The sequence below is a fragment of the Mycobacterium sp. genome, assembly GCF_032162105.1.
In the GTDB taxonomy this organism is placed as follows: Bacteria; Actinomycetota; Actinomycetes; order Mycobacteriales; family Mycobacteriaceae; genus Mycobacterium.
In genome coordinates, this window is sequence record NZ_JAVRPS010000493.1 from 1 (window position 1) to 21409 (window position 21409).

Here is a 21409-nt window from a genome sequence, read left to right on the forward strand (position 1 = left end):
ACGGATGGACCACCCGACAACTCCCCGACGGCCGAACCCAATGGATCCGACCACCCCACCTCAACACCCGACGACCAACCACCAACAACTACCACCACCCCGAACGCATGCTCACCGACCCCGATGAGGACGTCGGCTCAGATGAGCAATAGGTGGGGGCTACTCCCCTGCAATCAGCACGTCGCGCACGACTGCGTCGGCGAGCAGGCGGCCGCGGTCGGTCAGCACCAGTCGGTCTGCGCGACGCACGGCCAGCCCGTCGGACACGGCCACGCCGGCGCGTGTGGCCTCGGCGGCGGTCAGCATGCCCACCGGTAGCCCTTGGCGCAGCCGCAGCCGCAACATGACGTCCTCGGTGTGACGGTCGGTGGCAGTCAGTTCCTCGGAGTCTGCGATCGGCAGCACACCGTCGGTCAATGACTGCGCATACGCGTTGGGATGCTTGACATTCCACCATCGGGTCGAGCCGACATAGCCGTGCGCACCGGGCCCTGCGCCCCACCACTCGCCGCCGTCCCAGTAGCCGAGGTTGTGCCTGCACTCGCCGCCTGGACGGCTCCAGTTCGACACCTCGTACCAGTCGAAGCCGGCGTCGGACAGCCGCGCGTCGAGCAGTTCGTAGCGGTGCGCATTCACGTCGTCGTCGGGCGCGGCGATCTCACCGCGCCGCACCCGTCGGCCCATCGCGGTGGCGTCCTCGACGACGAGCGCATAGCCCGACACGTGGTCGACGCCTGCATCGATTGCGGCGTCGACGGAGCGGCGCAGATCGTCGTCGGTCTCCCCAGGCGTGCCGTAGATGAGGTCGAGGTTGACGTGGTCGAACCCGGCGGCGCGGGCCTCGGCCGCCGCGCGCAGCGGCCGTCCCGGGGAGTGCACCCGGTCCAGCGTCGCCAGCACATGCGGGGCCACCGACTGCATGCCCAGCGAGATGCGGGTGAACCCCGCCGCGCGCAGGTCGTCGAACAGCTGCGGTGACGTCGATTCCGGGTTGGCCTCCGTGGTGACCTCGGCGCCGTCGGCCAGTTCGAAGTGGTCGCGGATGGCGCCGAGCACGGACCCGAGACCGGCACCGCCGAGCAGCGACGGGGTGCCACCGCCGACGAACACGGTGTGCACGGCCGGGGGTGCGCCGAGCTGGACGGCCGCCAGCGCCAGCTCGATGCGAAGCGCGGCCAGCCAGCCGTCGGGGTTGGCCCCGCCCAGTTCAGCCGGCGTGTAGGTGTTGAAGTCGCAATAGCCGCAGCGGGTCGCGCAGAACGGCACGTGGACGTAGATCCCGAACGGCCTGCTCCGCGTGGGCACCAGGCCGGGCAGGCCGGCATGTGCCGCGCGGACCGTCATACCACCAAGTGTTACCCGGCCATCGCCGGCCATGTCGCGCGGATTCCAGTTGGCGGGGTGCCGATGGGGGCACCAGCGCCGATGACATGCCTCGACAGGACCCTGATTCTGGTCTCAGGAGTGCCGTTTAGCCGCCAATGGTTAAGGAGTCTTCATGTGCACCGAATGAGTCTCTTGGTCAAGATCAGGCACAATTTTGCTCACGCTGAGCGCAAATATGCACCGGTTGGGGATGGTGACACGGTCCGTGGCACAATGGGCGGCGTGACCGCCGCCCCCAGCTCGACCACCCGCGTAACGCTGGTGGCTCGGCGGCATGTCGACTTCAAGCGCGTATGCAGCTGTTGCTGTCTGCCTTGACCTGCGTTTGATCCCGGAAACCTGCCCGTACCCCCAGCCGGCCGCCGGATCTGCGCCTCCGGACAGCCACCGGTGATAGCGCGCGATTCGAACGCCGGCTCCTCTGAAGAAGGGGCCATCCCATGACCACCGCTGAACCAAAGCCCAAGCCCGCCAAGCGACCACGCGGCGAGGGCCAGTGGGCGCTCGGATACCGCGAGCCGCTCAACCCCAACGAGCAGTCCAAGAAGGACGACAACCCGCTCAACGTGCGGGCCCGCATCGAGGACATCTACGCCAAGGGCGGCTTCGAGAGCATCGACAAGGGCGACCTGCGCGGCCGTTTCCGCTGGTGGGGCCTCTACACCCAGCGCAAGCCGGGCTACGACGGCACCTGGACCGGCGACGACAACACCGACATGCTCGAGGATTCCTACTTCATGCTGCGGGTGCGCTGCGACGGCGGCGCGCTGACTGCCGCGGCCCTGCGCACGCTCGGCGGGATATCGACCGAGTTCGCCCGTGACACCGCCGACATCTCCGACCGGGAGAACGTCCAGTACCACTGGATCCAGGTCGAGGACATGCCGGAGATCTGGAGGCGGCTCGACGAGGTCGGCCTGTACACCACCGAGGCGTGCGGCGACTGCCCCCGCGTCGTGCTGGGCTCACCGCTGGCCGGCGAGTCGCTCGACGAGGTGATCGACGGCACGCCTGCGATCGACGAGATCGTCCGCCGCTACATCGGCAAGAAGGAGTACTCCAACCTGCCGCGCAAGTTCAAGACCGCGATCTCGGGTCTGCAGGACGTGGTGCACGAGGTCAACGACGTCGCGTTCATCGGCGTCAACCATCCCGAGCACGGGCCCGGTTTCGATCTGTGGGTCGGCGGCGGCCTGTCCACCAACCCGATGCTGGGTCAGCGGGTCGGTGCCTGGGTGCCGCTCGACGAGGTACCCGACGTCTGGGAGGCCGTGGTCAGCGTATTCCGCGACTACGGCTATCGGCGGCTGCGGGCCAAGGCACGGCTGAAGTTCCTGATCAAGGACTGGGGCATACCGAAGTTCCGTGAGGTTCTCGAAACCGAGTACCTCAAGCGGTCTCTCATCGACGGCCCCGCGCCGGAACCGGTGACGCGCCCGATCGACCACGTCGGAGTGCAGCGGCTCAAGAACGGGCTGAACGCCGTGGGCGTCGCGCCCATCGCGGGACGGGTGTCCGGGACCATCCTGTCCCAGGTCGCCGACCTCGCCGAGGCGGCAGGCTCGGATCGCATCCGGTTCACGCCGTACCAGAAGCTGGTCATCCTCGACGTGCCCGATGAGAATTTGGCCAAGCTGAAGGCGGGGCTGGACGCGCTGGGCCTGCCTGCGCAGCCGTCGCACTGGCGGCGCAACCTCATGGCCTGCACGGGCATCGAGTTCTGCAAGCTGTCGTTCGCCGAGACCCGCAAGCGGTCCCAGACGCTGGTTCCCGAGCTCGAGAAGCGACTCGAGGACATCAACGCCCAACTCGACGTGCCGGTCACGGTCAACATCAATGGCTGCCCGAACTCGTGCGCCCGCATCCAGGTCGCCGACATCGGCTTCAAGGGCCAGATGGTCAGCGAAGACACAGGCGGCGATCCAGTCGAGGGTTTCCAGGTTCATCTGGGCGGCAGCCTCGGTTTGGACAGCGGCTTCGGCCGCAAGCTGCGCCAGCACAAGGTGGTCTCCAGCGAGCTCGGGGACTACATCGAACGGGTGGTTCGCAACTTCGTGAAACAACGTGAGGACGGCGAGCGTTTCGCTACCTGGGCAGTGCGAGCAGACGAGGCGGACCTCAGGTGACAGACGTGATGACAGAGCGCGAACTGGTCGAGCTGGCCGAACGCGGGGCTGCGGAGTTGGACGGCGCCAATGCCGAGGAGTTGCTGCGCTGGACCGACGAGCACTTCGGCGGCCACACCGGAGCCGGGCTGCCGGCGACATCCGGATACGTCGTCGCGTCCAACATGCAGGACGCGGTGCTGGTGGATCTGGCCGCCAAGGTCCGGCCCGGCGTGGACGTGCTGTTCCTGGACACCGGATACCACTTCGTCGAAACCATCGGCACCCGTGACGCCGTCGAGGCCGTGTACGACATCAACGTGGTCAACGTCACGCCGGAACACAGTGTGGCCGAACAGGACCAGTTGCACGGCAAGAACCTCTTCGAGCGGGACTCGAGCGCGTGCTGCCGGATGCGCAAGGTCGAACCGTTGAGCAAGGCCCTGCTCGGCTACACCGCATGGGTGACCGGTATCCGCCGGGTGGAAGCGCCCACACGCGCGAACGCGCCGCTGATCAGCTTCGACAAGGCCTTCGGGCTGGTGAAGATCAACCCGATCGCGGCCTGGTCCGACGAGGACATGCAGAGCTACATCGACGCCAACGACGTTCTGGTCAATCCGCTTGTCTACGAAGGATATCCGTCGATCGGCTGCCTGCCGTGCACGGCCAAGCCGGTCGAGGGCGCCGACCCGCGCAGCGGTCGCTGGGCAGGTCAGTCGAAGACGGAGTGCGGGCTGCACGCGTCGTGACCGAGAACCTCGTCCTCGCCGCGCACGGCAGCGCCGATCCTCGTTCTGCCGCGGTGACGCACGCCTTGGCGGGCCGTTTGCGGCGGCTGCGGCCGTGGCTGGACGTCCGTGCCGCGTTCCTGGAGCAGTGCGAGCCGAACCTGAGCGACGTCCTGGTCGACGTCGGCGAACGCCCGGGTCGGACGGTGGTCGTGCCGATGCTGCTGGCAGACGCCTACCACGCTCGAGTCGACATCCCTGCGGTGATCGCGGCGTCTGCAACGACGGTCACGGAGGCCGACGTGCTTGGCGAGGACCCGGCGTTGATCACCGTCCTCGGACAACGGCTGACCGAAGCCGGAGCATCCAGCAATGATCGCGACCTCGGCGTGATCGTGGTGGCGGTGGGTTCCTCGAACGAGATCGCGAACGCCAGGACCGCGACGGTGGCGCCCGCCCTGGCGGCACGGACCGAGTGGGCCGGCGTCGAGGTGGCATTCGCGACCGGGCCGCATCCGACCATCGCCGAGGCGGCGCAGCGACTGCGGGATCGCGGCGCCCGCAGGCTGGTCGTGACCCCGTGGTTCATCGCTCCCGGCTTGATCACCGACCGGGTGGCGGGGTCCGCTGCCGCTCTTGGCATCTCGATGACGGCACCGCTGGGCGCGCACAACCTGGTGGCGGCCACGCTGTTGGATCGGTTCGACGAGACCCTTTCGGCGCGTGCCGCGGCCTGAGCCACCCTCTGCAGAGAACTCACCCGAACTGGTCCCGACGTCGCAGCCGGAGGGCCACCATGGTAGCTGAGGGCATGCGCCTAGGTTCTCATCGTGCTGGCGCACGCTTTCCACCCACGAAATCTGAGCTGTGCGTATGGGCCGAGGAATCCGTTGGGCCGGTCGCCGATATTGGTGTGACGATTTTTGGCAATGTTTGCTCCCGGTGTGACATCATATTGACGTTGGCGTATAGCCACCTGCGGCCCGCAAACGGTCGTTCGATCACGGTGGCATCCCTGCGGAATCGATAATGGTGGATTTAGACTTGGGTCCCTTGAGTTGAACTGGCTCGGGAGTCTTTGATGTTCGGTCGACGTGACCTCCGCCTGCTCGGGTTCTGCATGTCGCTGTCCGCGGCGGCGGCGGCATCGCTCCTCATTCTCGACGCGCGTTGCGCGCCTGCTCCCGAACCAAGGGCGATCATCGGCGGCCCCTACGCGAATCTGCTCAAAAGCTCGACGGATCTCGGTCCCTCCCAACTCGATCGCGCACAGCTCACCGTCGGCCTTCGTGGCTCGGCGCGCCCAGAACCGCTGCTGCGGTGGGCGGCGAGCAAGAGGCTCGACGTGCGTTGGCAACCCGGCGAGGAGTGGGCCATCGTCGGGGGCGCGCCGCCCGACGTGGCCGATGCCTTCGACGTTCCGGTTCACGACTACCGCGGCATGCAGGGTCAGGTGTTCTACGCCTCCGCCCAGCAGCCCGACGTTCCCACCGCCGTCCGCGACACGGTGAGCGATCTCGGACGCATCCTCGGGTACACCCCGCACCGCGAAGCTCGCCCCGACATGATCCCCCTCGACGTACCGCCCCAAGGTTTGACGCCGAACGCCCTGCTGACCGCCTACAACGCGAGTCCGCTTGCGGCAGCAGGCTTCACGGGCAAGGGACAGACCATCGTCTTCTTCGCGTTCAGCGGCTACGACCAGACCGACCTCGACGACTTCGCCACGATGTCGGGTCTGCCGCCGCTGAAACCGATCCTGGTCGGCGGGCAGCCCAGCGAGTCCCGCGCCGAGACCGTGATGGATCTCGAAGTCGCGCATGCGATTGCGCCCGATGCACGGATGGTGGTGGTGAACGCCCGTCCCACACTGGAGGGCGGCCGTACCTACGAGCGCATCGCCGAGATGTTCGACGCGACGAATCGGCAGTTCCCCGGTGCGGTGTGGAGTCTGTCCATCGGGTGGGGATGTGACGCGCTGATTACCGCGACGGACCTCAAACCCGTGCAGTCGGCACTGGAACGCGCACATGCGAACGGCACGTCGGTCTTCGATGCCAGCGGCGATACCGGTGGCCTGGAATGCAAGGGTGGTCCCAACTGGTCGTCGCCGCCTGGCCCAGACGACATCGGACTGGACGCCGTCGCGTCACTACCAGCCATCACCTCCGTAGGGGGCACCAATCTCTCAACCGATGACAACGGCCAGTGGCTCGCCGAGCACGCCTGGGTCGACTCGCCTCTGTCCCAGGGCACCAGTGGCGGAGTGTCCAAGCTCTTTCCCCGGCCGGCCTGGCAGCGCTGGTTGTCCATCGAGCGGGACTCGGGAAAGCGCCAACGGCGATTGACGCCCGACGTCTCCGCGCTGGCCGATCCGTTCACGGGCGTCAGAATCCGATTCGACCAGCAGGATCTGGTGGGGGCGGGCACCTCGCAGGCGGCACCGATATGGGCTGGATTGACGGCACTCATGAACCAGTACCTCGTGGCGAATGGCGGGCACTTGTTGGGTGACATCAACCCGCTGCTCTACCGGGTGGCCAAAGGCGCGAACTCGCCGGGGTTCCGCGACGTGACCCTCGGTGGGAACGCGGTCGACGTCGCGACACCCGGCTACGACCTGGCCACCGGACTCGGGAGCCCGAACGTCGAACAACTCGCCCGCGACTTCCTCGACATCCAGAAGGGAGTGGCACCCCGATGACGCCGATGACGTGTCGCGTCTGCGGCGTCACCGTCCCAGCTGGGGAGTTCTGCGGAAATTGTGGCGCAAGGGAGTCGGGTCGACGTGGCGACGGGCCTGCGTGGCTGCGGTTGTCGGCGTATGCGGCGGCGCCAGCCGAACACGTGCTGAGCCCGTCGGTGACCAGCACGATCTTTCCGTCCCTGCCGCGGCACTCACGGACGGCGTTCCGGATCGCGCTCATCGCGGTGGTCGCGTTGATGCTTGGCAGTGCTTTACCGCTGTGGCAGGCGGCGCTCATCGGACTGCTCGGCTTCGGCGTGCCATTGCTGTTCCTGGCCTACCTCAGAGAGACCGACGCATTCGCCGATCTATCGGTCGGCACCCTGGTGAACACGGCGGTGCTCGGCGTTGCGTTCGGCGTCGGGTGGGGGATCGCGACGGACGTCGCCGCCGCACGCACCGACGATGACGCGCTCGGTCTGCCGGTCAGCACCACCAGAATCCTCATCACCGGCTTCGCTATCCCGCTGGGGTTCCTGATCCTGCTACTCGCGCCGATGGTCGTGATGCGGTTCTGGCGCCCCGGGGTTCGAGAATCGTTGGACGGCTTCGCTATTGGGTCCCTTGGAGCACTGTGCTTCGTCAGCGCGGGCAGCCTGACACGTTTGGCGCCCCAGCTCGCCAACGGTCCGGTCGACGATGACGGTCAATCGCCGATTCACCTGGTGATCGCGGGCGCCATCCAGGGGGTGGCCATACCCCTGACCGCGGCGGCGGTGGGCGGTGCGGTCGGCGCCACGCTGTGGTTCACCCGGCGAACCGATGCGAGGCGCAGACCGCGGTGGTATGCCGCGACCTCGCCCACCCCGGCGATCGCGTTCGCGGTCGCCCTCTATCTCGGGTTGGGAGTGCTCGACGTCTTCGCGCCTCCGAGCAACGTCGAGACCGGCGTCTACGCCGTTCTCGCGGCGGTGGCGCTCTATGCGCTACGGATCGTCGTGCACTCCACGCTGCTCCACGAGCAGCCGGACGATGCGCGTCCCGACGAACCGATGTTGTGCCCGCAGTGCGACCACGTGGTTCCCGATCTGCCGTTCTGTGCCAGGTGCGGGGTCGCAGGCCACGCCGCGTCGCGAACGTCGCGAGCACAGCGGCGATCCACCCGTGCCGTTCCCGCCGGCCCGTGACCGCAGCTCCGTTGCCGGACTGGCCGGGCTATTCGCTGCCCGACCAGACGTATAGGGCGCCCGCGGTGCGCTCGACCTCTCCCGCCCGGTTGCTGATGGTCGTCGTTACCGTTGCGGCTCTGGTCGCGGCGGGATCGGCCGCATTGTCGATCTGGCTCACCCCGCCGAAGGCGCTCGTCGTCTGCCCGCCCGACTGCGGCACCCCGCCGATTAGCAAGCCGGTGGCGACGAACCCTCGCTTCACCCCCAGCAACGGCGAGTTCTCGGTGTCCTACCCCGGTGAGGGAACCGCGTACGACGCCACCTTCGAGCCGAACGGTATGGTGCTGGACCTTCTCGCCGGGGAGGGCGGAACCCTTCGACTGTTCGGTCAACCCGCAACGGGTCAGACGCCGCGTCAGATCGCCGACGACCTGCTCAGGGCGCACTACCCGGACGCGACATTCGCCTACGAGATCCCCAACGCGTTCGTGGGCTACGAACTCGGCTATGGGGAGGTCGCCGACGACTACCCGGCAGATGCCATCGGAGACGACGGGCGGAACCGCGTCATGATCATGGTCGCCGTGAAGAACGACTACGCGTTGATCGCCGCCGCGGCCGGGCCGTACCGCGAGTTCAGTCCGGACTTCGGCTCCGGTCACCCGTCTGGTGCCAACTTCTTACTCGCACTGGACATGGCGAAGTACGTGAACAGCTTCAGGTGGCGAGGGGACCCACCTCGCTGAAGATGCCGTCAGGCCTTCGTCAGTGTTTCGACGTCGTCGGCTTCGTCGACGGTGGGCAGCGCGAGGCTGCCAGGGATCGGCGGCACCCGGGTGGCGCGGACGTACACCGTGTCGCCCTCCTTCAGACCCAGTGCCTCGGCGTCGCCGCGGGTGATCTGCGCGGTGAACGGGCTGTTGTTGGCTGCACCGGTGAGCTCGACGCGAACTTCGAAGCCCAGCACCGCGATTCGGTCGATGGTGGCGCGGATGACGCCCGTCGATGACACGCTGCCGTCGGCCTGCGCGATCGCCATGTCGGGGTTGCGGCCCACCCGGATGTCGTGTGGTCGGACCAGGGTGCCGTTCAGTGAGGACACCGCGCCGAGGAACGACATGACGAAAGCGTTGGCCGGGCTGTCGTACACCTCGGTCGGCGACCCGACCTGCTCGATGCGGCCCTTGTTCAGCACCGCGATGCGGTCGGCCACGTCGAGCGCCTCGGCCTGATCGTGCGTGACCAGCACGGTGGTCACGTGGACCTCGTCGTGCAGGCGGCGCAGCCAGGCGCGCAGATCCTCGCGCACCTTGGCGTCCAGCGCACCGAACGGCTCGTCGAGCAGCAGCACCTGGGGGTCCACCGCGAGCGCGCGGGCCAGGGCCATCCGTTGGCGCTGGCCGCCGGAGAGTTGATTCGGGTAGCGGGTCTGGAAGCCGGCCAGCCCGACGATCTCGAGCAGGTTGTCGACCTTGTCCTTGACCTCCGCCTTGGGACGCTTGCGGATCTTGAGCCCGAACGCGACGTTGTCGCGTACGGTGAGGTGCTTGAACGCGGCGTAGTGCTGGAAGACGAAGCCGATGCCGCGACGCTGCGGCGGCACACCCGTGACGTCGTCACCCTTGATGGTGATGGTGCCGGTGTCGGGCTGGTCGAGCCCGGCGATGGCCCGCAGCAGGGTCGACTTGCCCGATCCGCTGGGGCCAAGCAACGCCGTGAGCGACCCTTCTGGCACGTCGAAGTCGATGTTGTCCAGGGCGACGAAGTCGCCGTAGCGCTTGTTGGCGCCACGCACCGTGATGGCGTTGGTTCGATGCTCTTCGCGCAAGCGCTCATCGGAAGTCATGCGGGGGTCTCCTTCTGAAAGCTCATTTTGCCGCCCTGGCACGCCGGGCGTCGAGGATCACCTGTACGACCAGCACGAACACGGCGACGGTCATCAGCAGCGTCGACACCGCGTACGCGCCGTATTCGGAGCCGCGGCTGTAGCGGTCGGACACCAGAAGCGTCAGCGTCTGAGACGTGCCGGGCAGGTTGGACGACACCATGATGACCGCGCCGTACTCACCGAGAGTCCTGGCGATGGTGAGCACGATCCCGTATGTCAGGCCCCACCGGATGGAGGGCAAGGTGATCCTCCAGAAGGTCTGCCACCACTGCGATCCCAGGGTGGCCGCGGCCTCCTCCTGGTCGGTACCCAACTCGTGCAGAACCGGTTCGACCTCGCGGATGACGAACGGCACGGTGACGAAGATGCTTGCGAGCACGATGCCCGGAAGGCCGAAGATGATCTTGAAGCCCAGGTCGTTCTCGACGAAGCCCAGCGCACCCGCCGAACCCCACAGCAGGATCAGGGCGACACCGACCACCACCGGCGACACGGCGAAGGGCAGGTCGATGACCGCCTGCAGTGCGCTCTTGCCGCGAAACCTGTTGCGGGCCAGCACCAGCGCGGTGGGCACACCGAAGAGCACGTTGAGCGGCACCACGATCGCCACCACAAGTAGCGACAACTGCAACGCCGACACGGCGGCAGGCGTCGTGATCGACGCGACGAACTCGCCGAACCCCGGCGCCAACGTGCGCCAGAGAATGAGCCCGACCGGGACGACGACCAGCACCAGGATGTAGGCCAACGCCAGGTAGCGAAGGAGATAACGCACCGACCGCGACAGGATCATGGGGCCAACTCCTCACGCTTGGCCGCCCGCGATCCGACGGCCCGCAGGACGAACAGCACCAGGAATGAGGCGATGAGCAGCACGATGGAAATCGCGGCGGCGCCGGTGCGGTCGTCGTTCTCAATCAGGGTGCGGATCCACTGCGAGGACACCTCGGTCTCCCCCGGCACCGCGCCACCGATCAACACGACCGAGCCGAATTCGCCGATCGCGCGCGAGAACGCCAGGCCCGCACCGGACAACAGCGACGGCAGCAAGGCGGGCAGGACCACCCTGGTGAAGATGGTCAGATTGTTGGCGCCCAGCGACGCGGCGGCCTCCTCCACCTCGCGGTCGAGTTCCAGGAGGACCGGCTGCACCGAACGCACGACGAAGGGCAACGTGACGAACAGCAGCGCGACGCCGATGCCCCACTTGGTGTGCTGAATGTGAAGTCCGACAGGGCTGTTCGGTCCGTAGAGCGCGAGCATCACCAGGCTCGCGACGATGGTCGGCAGCGCGAACGGCAGATCGATGACGGCGTCGACGAGGCGCTTGCCAGGGAAGTCGTCGCGGGTCAGCACCCACGCCACCAGCAAGCCGAAGACCAGGTTCACCGCGGTGACGCCGATGGAAACCGACAGCGTCACCTTGTACGACTCCAGCGCTGCGTTGGAGCTGACGGCATTCCAGAACGCGGTCCAGCCGCCGCCGGCCGACTGCCACAGGATGGCCGCCAGTGGCAGCAGCACGATGACGCTGAGCCACAACGTCGCCGCGCCCACGCGCAGAGACGTCGTGCCGTGGCGACGGCCCAGCCGACTCGGCGGCACGCCCCCATCACCGGTGGACGGGGGCCGCGACGCCTCTGGAGTCGGCGCTAGGCCAGCTGTCATCCGGTCGCCTGCTTGTAGATCTTGGTGATGGTGCCGTTGTCCTTGTCGAACAGCGCGGGATCAACGGCGCTCCAGCCGCCGAGATCGTCGATGGTCCACAGCTTCTCGGGTGCCGGGAAGTCGGCGGCGAAGTCTGCGGCCACCTTGGGATCGACGGGACGGAAACCGGCCTGGGCCCAGAGCTTCTGACCCTCGGGGGTGTAGAGGAAGTTCTTCAGCGCCGTAGCCTGCTCGAGATGGGCGCTACTGGTGACAACGGCCACCGGGTTCTCGATCTTGAAGGTCTGCGGAGGGGTGATGTGCTCGACCGGCTTGCCTTGCCGCTCTACGTTGATGGCCTCGTCTTCGTAAGCCAGCAGCACGTCACCCGAGCCTTGGATGAAGACGTCGGTGGCCTCCCGGCCCGAGCCAGGTCGTGTCTTGACGTGGTCGGTCACCAGCTTGTTGACGAAGTCGAGGCCGGCCTGCGGGTCCTTGCCGCCGTTGCTCTTGGCGGCGTACGGCGCCAACAGGTTCCACTTGGCCGAGCCGGAGCTCAGCGGGCTCGGGGTGACGACCTCGACGCCGGGTTGCAGCAGGTCGTCCCAGTCCTTGATGTTCTTCGGGTTGCCCTTGCGGACCAGGAAGGTCACTACCGAGCCGAACGGGATGCCCTTCGTGGCGTCGGCATTCCAGTCCTTGGCCACCTTGTCGGCCTTGACCAGCCGGGTGACGTCGGGTTCGACGGAGAAGTTCACGATGTCGGCAGGCTTGCCGTCCACCACGCCGCGGGACTGGTCGCCCGACGCGCCGTACGATGCCGTCACCGCTACGCCCTTGCCTTCGGGAGTGGCCGCGAATGCCGGGATGATCTTGCTCCAGCCTGGTTCAGGCACGGCGTACGCGACCAGGGTCAGAGTGGTGTCGGCCTTGGGCTGGCCGTCGCCCCCGGCGACGTCGCTGGATCCGCCGCCGCACGCGGCGAGCAGTGTCGCGGTGACGGCGAGGGCGCCGGCCGAGATGAAGAACTTCATCGGGTTGGGCTTCGAGCGGGGCATGGTGGCCTTTCCTTGCGGGCGTTTGAACGGGAAACCCGTCACGACGGCAAGGAGATGGATCAGCGTGAGCGCGAGGACAGCGACAGCCGACACCAAACCGCGGACGGGTTGGAATCAGCGACAACAGTGAACATCGGCAACAGCGCAGGTACCCACGGCCATGAGGGCCAGAACATGGCTCTCCGTGGTGCCGGGCGCTGCGTGCATGGCGCGAAGCGTAACAGAGTTGCCCGACGTCGGATTAGCGGGTGAGCAGCCACATGACGACTACCAGCACCACCAGGATGACCAGCACCAACGTGACACGGGAGCGTGGCAGGCCGGTCATGACTCGTCCTCGTCGGCGTGCACGGTGCGCCTCAACACTCTGATGCCGTTGCCGAGTGCGCCGTCCAGCAACACCGCGGTCCCGTAGGCCAACAGCAGCACCACCGGCATGACCACCGCTGTCTGGGCGACGAACCCAAGTCCGGACAGCCACAGCTCGACGCCGTCCCACCAATTCAGGATGCCGCTCACTGGTCCACCCTACGATCAACGGCGTGGTGACCCCCGGGAAGGCAGCACAGGAGGCGACCACGTGCCTGGTCGCGGGCGGTGGACCCGCGGGCATGATGCTGGGCCTGTTGCTGGCCCGCGCGGGCATCGAGGTCACGGTGATGGAGAAGCACGCCGACTTCCTCCGCGACTTCCGCGGTGACACCGTGCACGCCAGCACGCTGCGGCTGCTGGACGAACTGGGCCTCGGGGACGCCTTCGCGGCGGTCCCCCATCGCATGATCGAGCGCGTCACCGCGACCATTCAGGACACCCCGGTGCGGATCGACCTGACCCGGCTGCCCGGCACCCACAAGCACATCGCCCTTGTACCGCAGTGGGACTTCCTGGAGATGCTCGCCAGCGCCGCGGACACCGAGCCCACCTTCCGGCTGATGCGCAGTACCGAGGTGCTCGGCCCGATTCGCGCCGGCGGGAAGGTGGTCGGCGTGCGTTACCGCGACGCCGACGGCGTCATCGGTGAGATGAAGGCCGACCTGGTGGTGGCCTGCGACGGCCGGTCCTCGACGCTGAGGACGGCGGCAGGCCTGACACCGCGGAGTTTCGGTGCCCCGATGGACGTGTGGTGGTTCCGGTTGCCCCGCCACGACGACGATCCGTCGGGCCTGAACGGCATCTTCCAGTCCGGCCACGGTTGTGCGTTGATCGACCGCGGCGACTACTTCCAGATCGCCTATCTGATCCGCAAGGGCGCCGACGCGACGATGCGGGCCGAAGGAGTCGAGTCGTTGCGCCGTCAGATCACCGAGCTGGCGCCGTGGCTCGGGGACCGGGTACAGACGTTGACGTCCTTCGACGATGTCAAACTCCTTGACGTGCAATTGAATCGGCTGCCCCGCTGGTACACCGACGGGTTGCTGTTCATCGGGGACGCAGCGCACGCGATGTCGCCGATCGGCGGGGTTGGGATCAACCTGGCCGTCGCCGACGCGGTGGCCGCCGGTCGGATCCTCGCCGAGCCGCTGCGCAGAGGATCGGTGACCACCAGGGATCTCGCCAGGCTGCAGGCGCGGCGCTGGCTGCCCGCCGTCATCATCCAGCGGGTGCAACGCCTCGTCCAGGACCGGGCCATCGCGGTCGCGCTGGATGCAGGGGACGGCGTTGGAACCGCTCCCCGCGCGGTGCGCATCGCCACTCGGGTGCCCGCGTTGCTGGCGATCGTCGCCTACGGCGTCGCGATCGGCCCGCTGCCCGAGCACGCTCCCGCGTACGCGCGGCGCTGACCCCGCCACGCCGGGACGCCCACGAGTAGACGCCGGGTACCTGCGCGGTTGATGATGTGCGACATGGTTCTGCAGCACACCGAGCACGCCGACGAGAACGGTGAAGGCCAAGCCGTTCCCGAAGCGCCCTACACGGTGACCGCGCCGGTGCCGTACGCGCCGGGTGGACCGTTGCGGAACCCGTTTCCACCGATCGCGGACTACGCGTTCCTATCGGACTGCGAGAACAGCTGCCTGGTCTCGTCGGCCGGCTCGGTGGAGTGGATGTGCGTGCCGCGGCCGGACTCGCCCAGCGTGTTCGGGGCGATTCTGGACCGCAGCGCCGGACACTTCCGGCTCGGCCCGTACGGGGTGACAGTGCCCGCGGCGCGTCGCTACCTCCCGGGCAGCCTGATCCTGGAAACGACGTGGCAGACCCACACCGGCTGGCTGATCGTGCGCGACGCGCTGGTGATGGGGCCTTGGCACGACATCGAGACCCGGTCGCGGACCCACCGCCGCACGCCGATGGACTGGGACGCCGAGCACATCCTGTTGCGGACGGTGCGCTGCGTCAGTGGCGTGGTCGAGTTGGTGATGAGCTGCGAGCCGGCCTTCGACTACCACCGCGAGGCCGCCACCTGGGAGTACTCGGCGGCGGCGTACGGCGAGGCCATCGCGCGGGCGGGAAAGAACCCGGAGGCGCATCCCACGATGCGGCTGACCACGAACCTGCGCATCGGCCTCGAGGGGCACGAGGCGCGGGCCAGGACCCGTCTCAACGAGGGCGACAACGTGTTCGTCGCGCTGAGCTGGTCCAAGCATCCGGCTCCGCAGACCTTCGAGGAAGCCTCCGAGAAGATGTGGAAGACCAGCGAGTCGTGGCGGCAGTGGATCAACATCGGCGACTTCCCCGACCACCCGTGGCGGGCCTACCTTCAGCGCAGCGCGCTGACGCTCAAGGGGCTGACCTACTCACCGACCGGCGCGCTGCTGGCGGCGAGCACCACGTCGCTGCCGGAAACCCCTCAGGGCGAACGCAACTGGGACTACCGCTACGCATGGGTGCGTGACTCCACGTTCGCGCTGTGGGGTCTGTACACGTTGGGTCTCGACCGTGAGGCCGACGACTTCTTCGCGTTCATCGCCGACGTGTCGGGCGCCAACAACGGTGAGCGCCATCCACTTCAGGTGATGTACGGCGTCGGCGGCGAGCGCAGCCTCGTCGAGGAGGAGTTGCACCACCTCTCCGGCTACGACAACTCCCGCCCGGTCCGGATCGGCAACGGCGCGTTCGACCAGATGCAGCACGACATCTGGGGCACGATGCTCGACTCGGTGTACCTGCACGCCAAGTCGCGTGAGCAGATCCCCGAGATGCTGTGGCCGGTGCTCAAGAATCAGGTCGAGGAGGCCATCGAGCACTGGCGCGAGCCCGACCGTGGCATCTGGGAGGTACGCGGCGAACCTCAGCACTTCACCTCGAGCAAGGTGATGTGCTGGGTGGCGCTCGACCGCGGCTCGAAGTTGGCCGAACTGCAGGGCGAGAAGAGCTACGCCCAACAGTGGCGAGTGATCGCCGAGGAGATCAAGGCCGACATTCTGGCCCACGGCGTCGATGCTCGAGGCGCACTGACGCAGCGCTACGGCGACGATGCGCTCGACGCCTCACTGCTACTCGTCCCCTTGGTGCGGTTCCTGCCGTCCGACGATCCTCGGGTTCGCGCGACGGTGCTGGCCATCGCCGACGAGCTCACCGAGGACGGCCTGGTGCTGCGCTACCGCGTCGAGGAGACCGACGACGGGCTGTCCGGCGAGGAAGGCACGTTCACCATCTGCTCGTTCTGGCTGGTGTCGGCATTGGTCGAGATCGGCGAGATCAGCCGGGCCAAGCACCTGTGCGAACGGCTGCTGTCCTTCGCCAGCCCGCTGCACCTCTACGCCGAGGAGATCGAGCCGCGCACCGGCCGGCACCTCGGCAACTTCCCGCAGGCGTTCACCCACCTGGCCCTGATCAACGCCGTGGTGCACGTCATCCGCGCCGAAGAGGAGGCCGACAGCACCGGCGTCTTCCAGCCGGCCAACGCGCCGACCTAGAGGTCAGCCGCTGACGGCGCGCAACCGAGGTCCGTCGAAGAGCTCCCCCACCTGTGGCCTCCACTCCAGGTGGAAGTCCACGACCAGCGGTGCGGGCACCGCCAGCGCCACCGGGGTGAGTCGGCTGTTGACGTCGTCGCGCGCCACACCGGTGATCACGCGCCCGCCGAAGCCGTCGCCGCGTGCCGGCACCGTGGCGGTGATCGTGGCCGAGTGGATTCCGGGGCTCGGGCGCAGGTAGAACTCGCCGCCGGGCTCGCAGGTCTTCAGGTCCGCACCGTCGGCGTTCAGCAGCGATCCGCCCGACACCGTCAGCGCAACGGCGTCATTGGCGTGCAGCCGAAGCGGGCCGATCAGACCGCCATCGACCATTGCGTCCACGGCCGACAGCTCAGGGGCCACCGCGTGGCTGCGGGCCCAGCGGGCCCCCGCGAGCAGGTAGTCGTAGAGATGGACGACGCGGTCGGGGTTGCGGTAATGGCTCGCTCCGTCGAGCCAGAACATCACCTCACCGAACTCCACGCCGGCCGCGTCCGCCACGACCCGGTAATGCCGAAAACCCTCGCCGGGACGCCCGGGGAGGTGCCGGGACAGCGTGCTGCCCGCCCCGAGCGCCTTGCGATACCGGCCCGGTCCGGTCACGGTCAGCCTCGACGACGCGACGTCACGCCACACGGACCCGTCAGTGGACCTCTGCAGCCGCAGTGACGTTGTCGCCCTCGAGGTGATGTCGACGGTGTAGCCGCCCAACTGATATGCGCCGTCGAACTCGAAGCCGATGGCCTCCGCGTCCCGGCGCACCGCGATGGGCACGTTCCTGGGGCGGTTGTCCAGCTGCATGTCGTTGGTGAGGAACCAGATCGCGGCCTGGGTGGCCGCGATGGCCTCGTGCTCTGCGATGTTGGACGAACCCAGCGGATGGCCTGCGGCCCGGAGTCGGCGGCTCAGCTCGGCGGTGCCGATGGTCGGGAACGAGTTGCGAAGGATCCAGTCGATCTCCGGCTCCCTGGCGCGGGCGCGAAGATTGGTCACCGCCGACCAGGTTGCCGCCCGGTAGTGCGACGGCCGTGACGGCGCGACGCCGCCGAAGTCCAGCGAGTAGGCCTCGACGTTGGGGTTCAACCTGATCAGATCGGTCCGCGCGACGGAACCGTCGGTGAACACCAGAGTGCCCACGGTGTGCGAATAGGTGCCACCGCGATACCGGGTCAGGCGGCTGAGCTCACTGCTGCCTGCCACTTCGCGGCGACGGACGGCCACGGAAGCGTGGATGCGCTCGGAGAGGGTTTGAACGGTCATCGGTTGACTTTCTGAAAGTTGATCGCGCGTGACTTCTCCGCCGGTCAGGGCGGGCGTCAACGCAGAAGAACTGGGGCGTCAGAAAATCAACAACAACAACAACCCGAGGGCACCGAGAAGCGCGCGAAACCGATTCGCGGCATCAGTGCGGGCTGTTGCATGACGACCACGATACGTGATACCGCCCACCCGGCAAAGAAGAGGTTTGCGTCGGGGTGCGCGCTAACCCTGTTTGACGGTTCGATCGGCCGTAAGGTTGGCCCGTGCCGCGCTGCGAGCCGGATCGAACAAGAGCGGTCGCCGCACCCTCGCCCCCGTCGGACCCAGGAGGTACTTCATGACGACGCCCCAGAACGAGTCGCAGGCACTCGGCGATCTCGCCGCACGGCAGCTCGCCAACGCCACCAAGACCGTCCCCCAGCTATCGACCATCACGCCTCGCTTCCTGTTGCACCTGCTGAGCTGGGTGCCGGTCGAAGCAGGCATCTACCGGGTCAACCGGGTCGTCAACCCCGATCAGGTGGCCATCCACGCCGACGAGGGAGCGGGCACCGAGGAGCCGCTCCCGCAGACCTACGTCGACTACGAGACCAACCCGCGCGAATACACGCTGCGCGCCATCTCGACGCTGCTCGACGTGCACACCCGGGTCTCCGATCTCTACTCGAGCCCACATGACCAGGTCACCCAGCAGCTCCGGCTCACCATCGAGACCATCAAGGAACGCCAGGAGTTCGAGCTGGTGAACAACGCCGAGTACGGTCTGCTCTCGCAGGTGACCCCCGAGCAGACGATTCAGACCCTGGCCGGGGCGCCGACGCCCGATGACCTCGACGCGCTCATCACCAAGGTGTGGAAGACACCCGGATTCCTGCTGACCCACCCGCTGGGTGTCGCGGCGTTCGGTCGTGAGGCCACCTACCGGGGCGTGCCACCGGTCGTGGTCAGCCTGTTCGGCGCCCAGTTCATCACGTGGCGCGGCATCCCGATCGTGCCGTCCGACAAGGTTCCCGTCGAGGACGGCAAGACGAAGTTCATCCTGGTCCGCACCGGCGAGGAGCGCCAGGGCGTGGTGGGTCTGTTCCAGCCAGGACTGGTCGGCGAGCAGGCGCCTGGGCTGTCGGTGCGGTTCACCGGCATCAACCGCAACGCGATTGCGTCCTATCTCGTCACCCTGTACTCGTCGCTGGCCGTCCTGACCGACGACGCGCTCGCGGTGCTCGAGGACGTGGCGGTGGACCAGTTCCATGAGTACAAGTGAGTACCGCTCGGTAGACGCAGAAAGCGACCTGCCGATCGGCGCTTCGGAGCTGGCCGCACTGGCCACCCAACTGTTCGCCGCCAGCGTCCGACCGGGCCCCGACAGTCCCCCACAGGTTTCGCCGACGGCACCGCGCGGCGGGGGCGGCGACGTCACCGCGCCTGCCTCTGCGGCGGCCGCCGCCGCGGGGGCATCCGGGCCGTACACCCCCTCGGCCCCGGCGGTACCCGTTGGCGACGTGTACGTTCCTGCGCCGACTTCCCCTGAGCCCGACGGCATTCCGCAGACGGTGCCGGTCGCGCCGCGCGGTACGGTCCCCGACGCGACGGCAGGGCCGTCCGCCGGCTACACCGCCGGAAGTGCACTCGATCCCTACGCGGTGCCGTCCTCGGGCCTGGTGTCGACGGTGCCAGGGGTGTTGGCCGGCTCGCCGCCCGTGGCTCCGCTGGCTCCGCGCGGATCGGCGCCGGGCTGGCCGTCAGGGGCGCCGTCGGTCGGCGATCTTGGCTGGACGGACGCGCCTGCAGCGACGCCCGCAGGCGACGAGGCCAACTACTACTTCCTTTCCGGGCCACCGACATCCATCGCGGCGGAGCCGGTGCCACAACTGCCCGACGACCACGAGGTGTTCGACGTCAACGCGGTGCGCGCGGATTTCCCGATCCTGCGCGAAACCGTCAACGGCAAGCCACTGATCTGGTTCGACAACGCCGCGACGACGCAGAAGCCGCAGTCCGTGATCGACCGGCTGTCGTACTTCTACGCCCACGAGAACTCGAACATCCATCGCGCCGCGCACGAGCTGGCCGCCCGCGCCACCGACGCCTACGAGGAAGCGCGCGACACCGTGCGGCGCTTCATCGGGGCCTCGAAGAGCGAGGAGATCATCTTCGTCCGCGGCACCACCGAGGCGATCAACCTGGTGGCCTACGCGTGGGGCGGCAAACACCTCGGCCCTGGCGATGAGATCGTCATCACCCACCTGGAACACCACGCCAACATCGTTCCCTGGCAACTCCTTTCGCAACAGACCGGCGCGATCCTGAAGGTGGCACCGGTTGACGACGCAGGCAATCTGCTGCTGTCGGAGTTCGAAGACCTGCTGGGGCCGAAGACCAAACTCGTTGCCGCAACCCATGTTTCCAATGCCCTTGGCACGGTGACACCGGCCAAGAAGATCGTCGAGCTGGGGCACCGCTACGGCGCGCGGGTCCTGATCGACGGCGCGCAGTCGATCCCGCACTTCCCGATCGACGTGCAGGAACTCGGCGCCGACTTCTTCGTGTTCTCCGGACACAAGATATTCGGCCCCACCGGCATCGGCGTCGTCTACGGGCGCGAGGACGCCCTGGCGGAGACACCGCCGTGGCAGGGCGGCGGCAACATGATCGCCGATGTGACGCTTGAGCGTTCGCTCTATCAGGGTCCGCCGAACAAATTCGAAGCCGGCACCGGCAACATCGCCGACGCGGTGGGTCTCGGCGAAGCGCTGCGTTACGTGGAGCGCGTCGGTGTCGAGCGCATCGCCGCCTACGAGCACGCCCTGCTCGAGTACGCCACGCCACGGCTGGCCGACATCCCGGGTGTGCGGCTGGTCGGTACCGCCGAGGAGAAGGCCAGCGTGCTGTCGTTCGTGTTGGCAGGCCACGAACCCCTCGAGGTCGGCAAGGCCCTCAACGCCGAAGGCATCGCGGTTCGGGCGGGACATCATTGCGCCCAGCCGATCCTGCGGCGAATGGGCCTGGAGGCCACGGTGCGGCCGTCGTTCGCCTTCTACAACACCTTCGACGAGATCGACGTCTTCATCGACGCGGTGCGCCGCATCGCCGAGGGCTCCGCGAAGTAACTCGCGTCGCCGTCCGCGGCGGCTGTCGAATCACGGTGCGCCGATCTCTGGGCAGTTCATGATCGGCGCACCATGATCGTGGGATGAGCTACCGCGTTTCGCATGACGATGACACGTCGCGCAAGGTCATTGACCAGGCGATCGGAATCCTGGTCGGCCTGCGCGGCTGCTCCCCCGACGAGGCGTTCGCCGAGCTGGTGCGGGTCGTGCACCGGACCGGGATCGGCATCGGCAGCCTGGCCGGCGCTCTTGTCGCCCTGGCAGGCGGCAACTCCCGATCGACGGCCGAACACATCGAGGCGTTCAACGCGTGGGGTGAGCTGATCAGGCGCACGCAGTCGGTTTCGCTTGCCGCAGCGCCGTAGTCGTGATGAACGACGTTCTCGCCCAGTGACGCAACAGGTCGTCGAATCCGGCGAGGGGACGTGCCGTCGCCACGATCATCGCGGGCGAGGTTCGACGTGCCCGCAACGCGC

General features: G+C 67.6%; 20 protein-coding genes. 12 read left to right on the top strand and 8 right to left on the bottom strand.

The genetic code is table 11. The annotated features are described in order from the left end of the window. Nucleotides 1-159: 159 nt before the first annotated feature. On the bottom strand, nt 160-1344 hold the full coding sequence (gene hemW, locus QOC69_RS25230; protein ID WP_526444774.1) for a radical SAM family heme chaperone HemW: 1185 nt from the start codon (nt 1342-1344) through the stop codon (nt 160-162). 255 nt (nt 1345-1599) lie between these two features. Between hemW and QOC69_RS25235 the strand changes: the two genes are divergently transcribed. The 7 genes from QOC69_RS25235 (at nt 1600) to QOC69_RS25265 (ending at nt 8823) form a co-directional block, all read left to right on the top strand. Beyond that, nucleotides 1600-1704 (top strand): Ms4527A family Cys-rich leader peptide, encoded by a 105-nt coding sequence (locus QOC69_RS25235; protein ID WP_526444822.1) that lies wholly within the window; start codon nt 1600-1602, stop codon nt 1702-1704. Between the two features lie 122 nt (nt 1705-1826). Then, entirely contained in the window at nt 1827-3512 is a 1686-nt protein-coding gene (locus QOC69_RS25240) for a nitrite/sulfite reductase (protein WP_526444776.1), read from the top strand. An 8-nt stretch (nt 3513-3520) separates the two neighbouring features. Beyond that, the gene (locus QOC69_RS25245) at nt 3521-4243 is read left to right on the top strand and encodes a phosphoadenylyl-sulfate reductase (protein ID WP_526444778.1); all 723 of its coding nucleotides are present in this window, start codon (nt 3521-3523) and stop codon (nt 4241-4243) included. Beyond that, complete coding sequence (locus QOC69_RS25250) at nt 4240-4959, top strand: sirohydrochlorin chelatase (protein ID WP_526444780.1); 720 nt, start codon at nt 4240-4242, stop codon at nt 4957-4959. The genes QOC69_RS25245 and QOC69_RS25250 overlap by 4 nt, the downstream gene beginning before the upstream one ends. Nucleotides 4960-5303: 344 nt before the next feature. After that, nucleotides 5304-6926, top strand: coding sequence for a S53 family peptidase (locus QOC69_RS25255; RefSeq protein WP_526444782.1), 1623 nt, complete (start codon nt 5304-5306; stop codon nt 6924-6926). A 5-nt stretch (nt 6927-6931) separates the two neighbouring features. Further along, on the top strand, nt 6932-8095 hold the full coding sequence (locus QOC69_RS25260; protein ID WP_526444784.1) for an Rcat domain-containing protein: 1164 nt from the start codon (nt 6932-6934) through the stop codon (nt 8093-8095). After that, complete coding sequence (locus QOC69_RS25265) at nt 8092-8823, top strand: hypothetical protein (protein WP_526444786.1); 732 nt, start codon at nt 8092-8094, stop codon at nt 8821-8823. The genes QOC69_RS25260 and QOC69_RS25265 overlap by 4 nt, the downstream gene beginning before the upstream one ends. Before the next feature lie 8 nt (nt 8824-8831). On the opposite strand, the gene QOC69_RS25270 is transcribed toward QOC69_RS25265, so the two are convergent. The 6 genes from QOC69_RS25270 to QOC69_RS25295 all read right to left on the bottom strand — a co-directional run bounded on the left by QOC69_RS25270 (nt 8832) and on the right by QOC69_RS25295 (nt 13189). After that, entirely contained in the window at nt 8832-9923 is a 1092-nt protein-coding gene (locus QOC69_RS25270; protein WP_526444788.1) for a sulfate/molybdate ABC transporter ATP-binding protein, read from the bottom strand. Between the two features lie 22 nt (nt 9924-9945). Further along, a complete protein-coding gene (gene cysW, locus QOC69_RS25275) occupies nt 9946-10758 on the bottom strand; it encodes a sulfate ABC transporter permease subunit CysW (RefSeq protein WP_526444790.1) in 813 nt (270 codons plus the stop codon). After that, nucleotides 10755-11633: a sulfate ABC transporter permease subunit CysT gene (cysT, locus tag QOC69_RS25280; RefSeq protein WP_526444792.1), complete on the bottom strand. Its 879-nt coding sequence runs from the start codon at nt 11631-11633 to the stop codon at nt 10755-10757. Before cysT ends, cysW begins: the two co-directional genes overlap by 4 nt. Continuing rightward, nucleotides 11630-12670 carry a sulfate ABC transporter substrate-binding protein gene (locus tag QOC69_RS25285; RefSeq protein ID WP_526444794.1) on the bottom strand — a complete coding sequence of 347 codons (1041 nt, stop codon included), beginning with the start codon at nt 12668-12670 and terminating at the stop codon, nt 11630-11632. Before QOC69_RS25285 ends, cysT begins: the two co-directional genes overlap by 4 nt. Before the next feature lie 114 nt (nt 12671-12784). Next, nucleotides 12785-12877 carry an Ms4533A family Cys-rich leader peptide gene (locus tag QOC69_RS25290; protein ID WP_526444796.1) on the bottom strand — a complete coding sequence of 31 codons (93 nt, stop codon included), beginning with the start codon at nt 12875-12877 and terminating at the stop codon, nt 12785-12787. Between the two features lie 117 nt (nt 12878-12994). After that, entirely contained in the window at nt 12995-13189 is a 195-nt protein-coding gene (locus QOC69_RS25295; protein WP_526444798.1) for a hypothetical protein, read from the bottom strand. 23 nt (nt 13190-13212) lie between these two features. Here QOC69_RS25295 and QOC69_RS25300 point away from each other — a divergent pair, with 23 nt between their 5' ends. Together QOC69_RS25300 and QOC69_RS25305 are read left to right on the top strand one after the other, a co-directional pair. Beyond that, nucleotides 13213-14451 (top strand): FAD-dependent oxidoreductase, encoded by a 1239-nt coding sequence (locus QOC69_RS25300; protein ID WP_526444800.1) that lies wholly within the window; start codon nt 13213-13215, stop codon nt 14449-14451. A gap of 63 nt (nt 14452-14514) precedes the next feature. Continuing rightward, nucleotides 14515-16527, top strand: coding sequence for a glycoside hydrolase family 15 protein (locus QOC69_RS25305; protein ID WP_526444802.1), 2013 nt, complete (start codon nt 14515-14517; stop codon nt 16525-16527). A 3-nt stretch (nt 16528-16530) separates the two neighbouring features. On the opposite strand, the gene QOC69_RS25310 is transcribed toward QOC69_RS25305, so the two are convergent. After that, on the bottom strand, nt 16531-17826 hold the full coding sequence (locus tag QOC69_RS25310; RefSeq protein ID WP_526444804.1) for a TQXA domain-containing protein: 1296 nt from the start codon (nt 17824-17826) through the stop codon (nt 16531-16533). A 337-nt stretch (nt 17827-18163) separates the two neighbouring features. Between QOC69_RS25310 and QOC69_RS25315 the strand changes: the two genes are divergently transcribed. The 3 genes from QOC69_RS25315 (at nt 18164) to QOC69_RS25325 (ending at nt 21298) form a co-directional block, all read left to right on the top strand. Beyond that, nucleotides 18164-19087 carry a family 2A encapsulin nanocompartment shell protein gene (locus tag QOC69_RS25315; protein WP_526444806.1) on the top strand — a complete coding sequence of 308 codons (924 nt, stop codon included), beginning with the start codon at nt 18164-18166 and terminating at the stop codon, nt 19085-19087. Continuing rightward, the gene (locus QOC69_RS25320; RefSeq protein ID WP_526444808.1) at nt 19074-20933 is read left to right on the top strand and encodes a family 2A encapsulin nanocompartment cargo protein cysteine desulfurase; all 1860 of its coding nucleotides are present in this window, start codon (nt 19074-19076) and stop codon (nt 20931-20933) included. The genes QOC69_RS25315 and QOC69_RS25320 overlap by 14 nt, the downstream gene beginning before the upstream one ends. An 83-nt stretch (nt 20934-21016) precedes the next feature. After that, the gene (locus tag QOC69_RS25325) at nt 21017-21298 is read left to right on the top strand and encodes an ANTAR domain-containing protein (RefSeq protein ID WP_526444810.1); all 282 of its coding nucleotides are present in this window, start codon (nt 21017-21019) and stop codon (nt 21296-21298) included. The last annotated feature ends 111 nt before the right edge of the window (nt 21299-21409 follow it).

Bases quoted from the DNA above. Each gene is read 5' to 3' on its own strand.
- hemW (WP_526444774.1), bottom strand. From the start codon at position 1,344: ATGACGGTCCGCGCGGCACATGCCGGCCTGCCCGGCCTGGTGCCCACG.
- QOC69_RS25235 (WP_526444822.1), top strand. From the start codon at position 1,600: ATGGGCGGCGTGACCGCCGCCCCCAGCTCGACCACCCGCGTAACGCTG.
- QOC69_RS25240 (WP_526444776.1), top strand. From the start codon at position 1,827: ATGACCACCGCTGAACCAAAGCCCAAGCCCGCCAAGCGACCACGCGGC.
- QOC69_RS25245 (WP_526444778.1), top strand. From the start codon at position 3,521: ATGACAGAGCGCGAACTGGTCGAGCTGGCCGAACGCGGGGCTGCGGAG.
- QOC69_RS25255 (WP_526444782.1), top strand. From the start codon at position 5,304: ATGTTCGGTCGACGTGACCTCCGCCTGCTCGGGTTCTGCATGTCGCTG.
- QOC69_RS25260 (WP_526444784.1), top strand. From the start codon at position 6,932: ATGACGTGTCGCGTCTGCGGCGTCACCGTCCCAGCTGGGGAGTTCTGC.
- QOC69_RS25270 (WP_526444788.1), bottom strand. From the start codon at position 9,923: ATGACTTCCGATGAGCGCTTGCGCGAAGAGCATCGAACCAACGCCATC.
- cysW (WP_526444790.1), bottom strand. From the start codon at position 10,758: ATGATCCTGTCGCGGTCGGTGCGTTATCTCCTTCGCTACCTGGCGTTG.
- cysT (WP_526444792.1), bottom strand. From the start codon at position 11,633: ATGACAGCTGGCCTAGCGCCGACTCCAGAGGCGTCGCGGCCCCCGTCC.
- QOC69_RS25285 (WP_526444794.1), bottom strand. From the start codon at position 12,670: ATGCCCCGCTCGAAGCCCAACCCGATGAAGTTCTTCATCTCGGCCGGC.
- QOC69_RS25290 (WP_526444796.1), bottom strand. From the start codon at position 12,877: ATGCACGCAGCGCCCGGCACCACGGAGAGCCATGTTCTGGCCCTCATG.
- QOC69_RS25305 (WP_526444802.1), top strand. From the start codon at position 14,515: ATGGTTCTGCAGCACACCGAGCACGCCGACGAGAACGGTGAAGGCCAA.
- QOC69_RS25310 (WP_526444804.1), bottom strand. From the start codon at position 17,826: ATGACCGTTCAAACCCTCTCCGAGCGCATCCACGCTTCCGTGGCCGTC.
- QOC69_RS25315 (WP_526444806.1), top strand. From the start codon at position 18,164: ATGACGACGCCCCAGAACGAGTCGCAGGCACTCGGCGATCTCGCCGCA.
- QOC69_RS25320 (WP_526444808.1), top strand. From the start codon at position 19,074: ATGAGTACAAGTGAGTACCGCTCGGTAGACGCAGAAAGCGACCTGCCG.
- QOC69_RS25325 (WP_526444810.1), top strand. From the start codon at position 21,017: ATGAGCTACCGCGTTTCGCATGACGATGACACGTCGCGCAAGGTCATT.